Here is a 6,885-nt window from a genome sequence, read left to right as displayed (position 1 = left end):
CGATCCTGCTGGTGCTGGGCATGTTCCTCGACTGGATCGGCGTGGCCATGCTGACCCTGCCGATCTTCGTGCCGATCATCGAGCAACTGGGCTACAGCCCGATCTGGTTCGGCATCCTGTTCGCGGTGAACATGCAGGTTTCCTTCCTGTCGCCGCCGTTCGGACCGGCCGCCTTCTACCTGAAAGGGGTGGCGCCGCCGGAGGTCAGCCTCAAGGACATCTTCGTCGCCGTGTTGCCGTTCATCGCCCTGCAGCTGTGCGTGCTGTTCGCGCTGTTGTTCTGGCCGAACCTGGCCATGTGGCTGGTGGGGTAGCCAGGCGAAAGGCGCCGCCCGGCGAGAACGGGCAGCGCCTTTCGATCACTCGGGACACGATGATTCACCGAAGCCAAGAGGCATCCGTCCACCTTCCCGAAGCTGGCCAAGAACAAGGACGCCTCATGACTATCAACAACGCCAAGGAGGCAAGAACATGACGACACGGCGCCTGACCTATCTGGAGAAAGTGGGATTCGGCAGCGGGGATATGGCGATCAATATCGTGATCTCTTCGATGTTTCTGATCATCTCCTTCTTCTATACGGATATCTTTGGGTTGAAGCCGAGCCACATGGGGATTCTCTTTCTCGTGGCTCGCTTGGTGGATGCCATCACCGACCCCTTGATGGGTATCGTCACCGACAAGTTCAACAGCAAGCGTGGTCGATACCGCCCCTACTTTCTGATCTTTTCGGTGCCCTTCGGCATTTCCGTACTGCTGCTTTTCACCACGCCGGACTGGAGTTACAACGCCAAGCTGGTCTGGGCCTATTCCACTTACCTCTTCGTCACCCTGATGTTCACGGCCGTGACGATCCCCTATATTTCGCTGATCGGCGTCCTGACACCCGATCCTCAGGACAGGCTCTCCGCCAACGGCTATCGCCTCTTCTTTGCCAAGGTCGCAGCCTTTCTCGTCACCATCATCGTGCCCAAACTGGCCGAATACGTCGGCAGTGAAAGCCTTCAGTTCGGTTACCAGTTCTCCATGGGGCTGATGGGCGGGCTGGCCACCCTGCTCTTCCTGTTCTGCTATGCCACGACCACCGAACGCGTACAGCACACCATCGAGGACAAGCCACTGCGTTCGCAGCTCCGCATTCTCAAGAGGAACGATCAGTGGCTGGTTCTCTGCGCCGTGTGCTTCACCGGTACCCTAGGCTACGTCATGCGCAGCTCCGTGGCCGCCTACTATGCCAAGTATTACCTGGGGGCCGATGCCACCCTGCTGTCGGCTTTCCTTACCACAGGGGTCAGCGCGGCGATTCTCGCCATGGTCGCGTCGACCTGGCTGACCAAGCGCTACTGCAAGATCCAGTTGTTCCGCTGGAGCCAGCTGGCAGTCGGCGCCTTGAGCGTGCTGATGTTTGTCGCCGTCGGGCCCGGGGATATCGCCCTCGCTTTCGTGCTGTACTTTCTCATTTCCTTCATCGTCGACCTGCACGCTCCCGTCTTCTGGTCGGCGATCGCCGAATCCGTCGATTATGGCGAAGCCAAGACCGGGCAGCGCGTATCGGGACTCGCCTTCGGTGGTATCTCCTTCTGCCAGAAGGCCGGCATGGGCGCGGCGGGCTTTCTCGTCGGCCAGTTGCTGACCTATTTCAACTACGAGGCCAACGTCGAGCAGAGCGCCTTCACCTTGACCGGCATCGCGCTGATGCTCTCGGTCATTCCCGGGGTATTCCACACCCTGATGGGCAGCTTCATGTTCAAGTATCGCATCACCAACCGCTACTACGACGCCATGCAGGACGGCGAGCTGGACGATACGCCCCCATCGACCGTCGACACCAGGACATCATGACGCCAGCACGGCAACAGGAGAACGGAATGGACAAGCCACTTGCTCCCTTGATCGAACAGCGGGCGGATCCTTTCATCCACCGACACGATAACGGCTATTACTTCATCGCCTCCGTACCCGACTACGATCGGCTGGAGTTGCGCCACGCCACCACCATCGCCGGTCTCGCCGACGCCGAGCCCGTCACCATCTGGGAAAAGGAAGACAGCGGCCCGCTCAGCGAGCTGATCTGGGCACCGGAACTTCACTATCATCAGGGCAGTTGGATCGTCTATTTTGCCGCCGCGCCCAGCCGCGACACCCGGGACGGCCTCTTCCAGCACCGCATGTACTGCATCGCCACCAGCGCCGACGACCCCATCCAGGGCGTATGGAGCCATCCGCAGCGGATCGATACCGGCATCGACAGCTTCTGTCTCGATGGCACCGCCTTTCAACATGGCGGCGAGCTCTACTACGTCTGGGCGCAGAAGGAAGCCGGCATTCCCGGCAATACCAATCTCTACATCGCCCGCATGGCCACGCCGGATACCCTCGACAGCGCGCCGGTCCGGCTTTCCATTCCCGAGTTCGACTGGGAAACGCGTGGCTTCATGGTCAACGAGGGCCCGGCCGTGCTGATTCGACACGGTCGCGTCCTGCTGACCTACTCGGCCAGCGCCACCGACGAGAACTACTGCATGGGCCTGTTGTGGGCCGATCAATCCGCCGACCTGCTGGACCCGGCAAGCTGGGCGAAATCACCCTCCCCCGTCTTCACCAGCGACCCGCAACGCTCGGTCTTCGGGCCCGGCCACAACAGCTTCACCGTCGCCGAGGACGGCACGACCGATATGCTGGTGTATCACGCCCGGCCCTATACCGACATCGTCGGCGACCCCCTCTGGGATCCCAATCGCCATACTTACGTCAAGTCCATTGCCTGGGATCCGGATGGTTTTCCCCGCTTCGGTCAGCCATCGCTGGAAGAAGCTCCGGCAGACGACGAGGAGCGGATGACGCCATGACTATGTACAACATTTGGAATTGTTTATTGAACATGCCATCCTGTCCCGCATGCAGCAGCGGCGACACGCCGAGGAGGACGACCCCATGCGCCTGATCCAATGCCTGCACGAAGACCGCCTGTACGCCGCCCTGGTGGAGAACGAAACGACGGTACGGCTCGCCGACGCCGACACCTATCATCTCGCCCGCGATGCCATGGCATCGGGCCGGCCACTTGCCGACGTCGTCGAGGCGCGGTTGACCGATACCCGCCTGGACTATGCCGAACTCGTCGACGCGGGACGCCTGATGCCGCCGCTCACGCATCCGGATCCGGCGCATTGCCTGGTGACCGGTACCGGGCTGACCCATCTGGGCAGCGCCGATGCTCGCTCGGCGATGCATGCCAAGACCCAGGCCAGCGAGGAAGACCTCACCGATTCCATGCGCATGTTCAAGCTCGGCGTGGAGAACGGCAAACCCGCCGCCGGCGAAACGGGCGCCCAGCCCGAGTGGTTCTACAAGGGCGACGGCGACTGCGTGGTGCCGCCCGAAGCGCCTCTCCCGTCCCCTGCCTTCGCGCAGGACGGCGGCGAGGAGCCGGAACTGGCCGGCCTGTACCTCATCGACGACACGGGGCGTCCTCGGCGACTCGGCTTCGCCGTGGGCAACGAGTTTTCCGACCATGTCACCGAGCGCTTCAATTATCTGTGGCTGGCCCATTCCAAGTTGCGCGTCTGCAGTTTCGGGCCGGAACTGCTCATCGGTTCGCTGCCCGGCCACCTCGAGGGAGTCAGCCGCATCACCCGCGATGGCGAGACCCTCTGGCAGAAGCCTTTCCTCACCGGCGAGGACAACATGGCCCACAGCCTGGCCAACCTGGAGCATCACCATTTCAAGTACTCGGGCTTCCGCCGTCCCGGCGATATGCATGTGCACTTCTTCGGCACCGCGACCCTCAGCTTCGCCGACGGCATCCAGCCGCGCGAGGGCGACCGCTTCGAGATCGAGATCCCGGCATTCGGCCGCGCCCTGCGCAATCCGCTGACCCGGGAGACGGCCGACGATCGCGCGGACGTATCACCGCTGTAGGCGCAACCAGAGATCCAGACCGCTGCGGGCGCCCGGAATGCGCGCCCAACCGTTACCACGAAAGGAGTGACCATGACCCTAGAAGGCACGCAACTCATCGGACGTGAAGCCGTTCAGGCCACGGGCGACGCCTTTCACGCCATCGCCCCCGCCACCGGCGAGACCCTCCAGCCGGCCTTTCCCACTGGCGGCAAGGCCGAGGTCGAGCGCGCCAGTGAACTGGCCCGGGCGGCATTCGACCGCTACCGTGAAACGGGCCTCGAGGCCCGAGCCCGCTTTCTCGAGACCATCGCCGACAAGATCGAGGGCATCGGCGACGAACTGATCGAGCGCGCCATGGCCGAATCCGGCCTGCCCCGGGCCCGCCTCGAGGGAGAAAGGGGCCGGACATGCGGCCAGTTGCGTCTGTTCGCCAAGGTCGTGCGTGCCGGTGAGTGGCTCGATGTGCGCATCGATCCCGCACTGCCCGACCGCCAGCCCATGCCGCGCGTCGACCTCCGCCAGCGTCACGTGGCCCTGGGCCCGGTCGCGGTGTTCGGTGCCAGCAACTTCCCGTTGGCCTTCTCGGTCGCCGGCGGCGATACCGCCTCGGCTCTGGCCGCCGGCTGCCCGGTAGTGGTCAAGGGGCACCCCGCCCACCCCGGCACGTCGGAGCTGGTGGGGCGCGCCATTCAGTCGGCGGTGGCCGAGTGCCAGCTGCCCGAGGGCGTCTTCTCCCTGCTTCAGGGCGCCGGTAACGAGATCGGCCAGGCCCTGGTCACGGACCCGAACATCAAGGCCGTGGGCTTCACCGGCTCGCGCGGCGGCGGTACCGCTCTGGCACGCCTCGCGCAGAATCGCCCGGAACCGATCCCGGTCTACGCCGAGATGAGCAGCATCAACCCGGTCTTCCTGCTGCCCGAGGCCCTCGAGGCCCGTGGCAAGGAACTCGCTGAAGGCTTCGTCGGCTCGCTCAACATGGGCGCCGGCCAGTTCTGCACCAACCCGGGACTGGTGATCGGCATCCAGGGCGAATCGCTCGATCGTTTCCTGGCCACCGCCGCCGAGGCCGTCGAGGCCAGCGGCACCCAGACCATGCTGACACCGGGCATCCAGGACGCCTATGCCCGGGGCATGGCGGCCCTGGCTTCCAGCGGCAAGGCACGTGCAGTGGCGAAGGGGCAATCCAGCGAATCCCCCAACCAGTGCCAGACCGGCCTGTTCGTGGCCAGGGCCGAGGACTTCCTCGCCGACGAGACGCTGCAGCAAGAAGTGTTCGGCGCCACCTCCCTGGTCGTGGCGTGCGCCGATCAGGCCGAAGTCAAGCGAGTCGCCGAGCATCTCGAGGGCCAGCTTACCGCGACCCTGCAGATGGACGATGCCGACGTCGAGTTCGCCCGCGACCTGCTGCCGACCCTGGAGCGTCGCGCCGGCCGCGTGATGGTCAATGGCTGGCCCACCGGCGTCGAGGTGTGCCATGCCATGGTGCATGGCGGCCCCTACCCGGCGACCACCGACGCTCGCACCACCTCGGTGGGCAGCGCGGCGATCCATCGCTTCCTGCGCCCGGTGTGCTACCAGAACCTGCCCCAGGCGCTGTTGCCCGAGGCCCTGCGCGACGGTAACCCGAACGGCGTCAGCCGACTGGTCGACGGTCAGCGCGAAACCTGACCACACAGCAAGGTTGCAGCGCGATGATCGAGCCGGCGGCGCCAATATCGGTGTCGCCGGCCTTTTCGCGCCGTTCACGACAGGATGAGGATGCCCATGCCCCACGACAATCGACTCCCCGACGATCATCATCAGGCCCTGCTGGTCGGCCGGGTCTGGCGTGACTCGCCGGACGGTCCCGCACTGGTGGTCGTTCGCGACGGCCAGGTCATCGATATCTCCGACACGGTCGGAATCATGGCTGACCTGCTCGATCGCGACGACGCGGCGCAGCGGGTCGCCTCCGCCACGGGCCCCGTGCTGTGCGATGTCACGACCCTGCTCGACAACTCCACACGGACTCCCCAGGACGTCCCCCACCTGCTGGCCCCCTGTGACGTCCAGGCTATCAAGGCGTGCGGCGTCACCTTCGCCGTCAGTCTGCTGGAGCGCGTCATCGAGGAGCAGGCCGGTGGCGACCCGAAGCGGGCCGCCGAGCTACGCGACGAACTCCAGCGACTGATCGGCGGCGACCTGTCGCGGATCACCCCGGGCTCCGACGACGCCATGGCTCTGCGCGACGAACTCAAGGCCCGCGGCGCCTGGTCCCAGTACATGGAGGTCGGCATCGGACCCGACGCCGAAGTCTTCACCAAGGCACAGCCGCTTTCCTCGGTGGGATTCGGCGACGGGGTCGGTCTGCACCCGGCCTCGCGCTGGAACAATCCCGAGCCCGAGATCGTGCTGGCGGTGAACGCGGCGGGCCGCCCCGTCGGTGCCACCCTGGGCAACGACGTCAACCTGCGCGACATCGAGGGCCGCAGCGCTCTGCTGTTGGGCAAGGCCAAGGACAATAACGCATCCTGCGCCATCGGCCCCTTCATTCGCCTGTTCGACGAACATTTCTCCATGGACGATGTGCGCACTGCCATGGTCGACCTGCGCATCGAGGGGGAAGACGACGGGTTTCGGCTCGAAGACTCGAGCGACATGCGCGAGATCAGCCGCTCGCCGGAGGAACTGGTCAATCAGACCATCGGTGCCCATCACCAGTATCCGGATGGTTTCATGCTGTTTCTCGGTACCATGTTCTCGCCGATACAGGATCGGGACGGGCCGGGACAGGGTTTCACCCACCATCTGGGCGACACCGTGACCATTGCGACGCCACGTCTGGGAGCCCTGGTCAACCGCGTGGAACGCAGCGACCGCCTGCCGCCCTGGACCTACGGCATTCGCCGCTGGCTGACCGATCAACAACGTTTGGCCGACCGCCGAGCGTAACGCCGCCGACGAGGCTTTCGGTACATCCCTCGACAGGATGGCCTCTGCCCG

6 protein-coding genes are annotated in these 6,885 nt (G+C 64.8%); all 6 read left to right on the top strand.

Annotated elements, in window-relative coordinates; genetic code table 11:
* Positions 1-314 (top strand): TRAP transporter large permease subunit (locus tag LU493_RS13450; RefSeq protein ID WP_275288296.1); only part of this gene is annotated, 314 nt, incomplete at its 5' end.
* Between the two features lie 157 nt (positions 315-471).
* The gene (locus tag LU493_RS13445; protein ID WP_275288295.1) at positions 472-1,842 is read left to right on the top strand and encodes an MFS transporter; all 1,371 of its coding nucleotides are present in this window, start codon (positions 472-474) and stop codon (positions 1,840-1,842) included.
* A 26-nt stretch (positions 1,843-1,868) separates the two neighbouring features.
* A complete protein-coding gene (locus tag LU493_RS13440) occupies positions 1,869-2,849 on the top strand; it encodes a glycoside hydrolase family 43 protein (protein WP_275288294.1) in 981 nt (326 codons plus the stop codon).
* Between the two features lie 85 nt (positions 2,850-2,934).
* Positions 2,935-3,921, top strand: a complete 987-nt coding sequence (gene araD1 / locus LU493_RS13435; protein ID WP_275288293.1) for an AraD1 family protein — start codon at positions 2,935-2,937, stop codon at positions 3,919-3,921.
* A gap of 72 nt (positions 3,922-3,993) precedes the next feature.
* Positions 3,994-5,571: an aldehyde dehydrogenase (NADP(+)) gene (locus LU493_RS13430; protein WP_275288292.1), complete on the top strand. Its 1,578-nt coding sequence runs from the start codon at positions 3,994-3,996 to the stop codon at positions 5,569-5,571.
* 96 nt (positions 5,572-5,667) lie between these two features.
* Positions 5,668-6,834, top strand: a complete 1,167-nt coding sequence (locus tag LU493_RS13425; protein ID WP_275288291.1) for a fumarylacetoacetate hydrolase family protein — start codon at positions 5,668-5,670, stop codon at positions 6,832-6,834.
* Positions 6,835-6,885 lie beyond the last annotated feature (51 nt).

The sequence above is a fragment of the Halomonas elongata genome (assembly GCF_029081005.1).
GTDB classification, from domain to species: Bacteria; Pseudomonadota; Gammaproteobacteria; order Pseudomonadales; family Halomonadaceae; genus Halomonas; species Halomonas elongata_B.
The sequence above is the reverse complement of the archived record's forward strand: the minus strand, read 5'-3'. Positions and strand labels throughout refer to the sequence as shown.

What these genes read in the sequence shown, in the direction of transcription:
- LU493_RS13445 (WP_275288295.1), top strand. Translation starts at nt 472, where the DNA reads ATGACGACACGGCGCCTGACCTATCTGGAGAAAGTGGGATTCGGCAGC.
- LU493_RS13440 (WP_275288294.1), top strand. Translation starts at nt 1,869, where the DNA reads ATGGACAAGCCACTTGCTCCCTTGATCGAACAGCGGGCGGATCCTTTC.
- araD1 (WP_275288293.1), top strand. Translation starts at nt 2,935, where the DNA reads ATGCGCCTGATCCAATGCCTGCACGAAGACCGCCTGTACGCCGCCCTG.
- LU493_RS13430 (WP_275288292.1), top strand. Translation starts at nt 3,994, where the DNA reads ATGACCCTAGAAGGCACGCAACTCATCGGACGTGAAGCCGTTCAGGCC.
- LU493_RS13425 (WP_275288291.1), top strand. Translation starts at nt 5,668, where the DNA reads ATGCCCCACGACAATCGACTCCCCGACGATCATCATCAGGCCCTGCTG.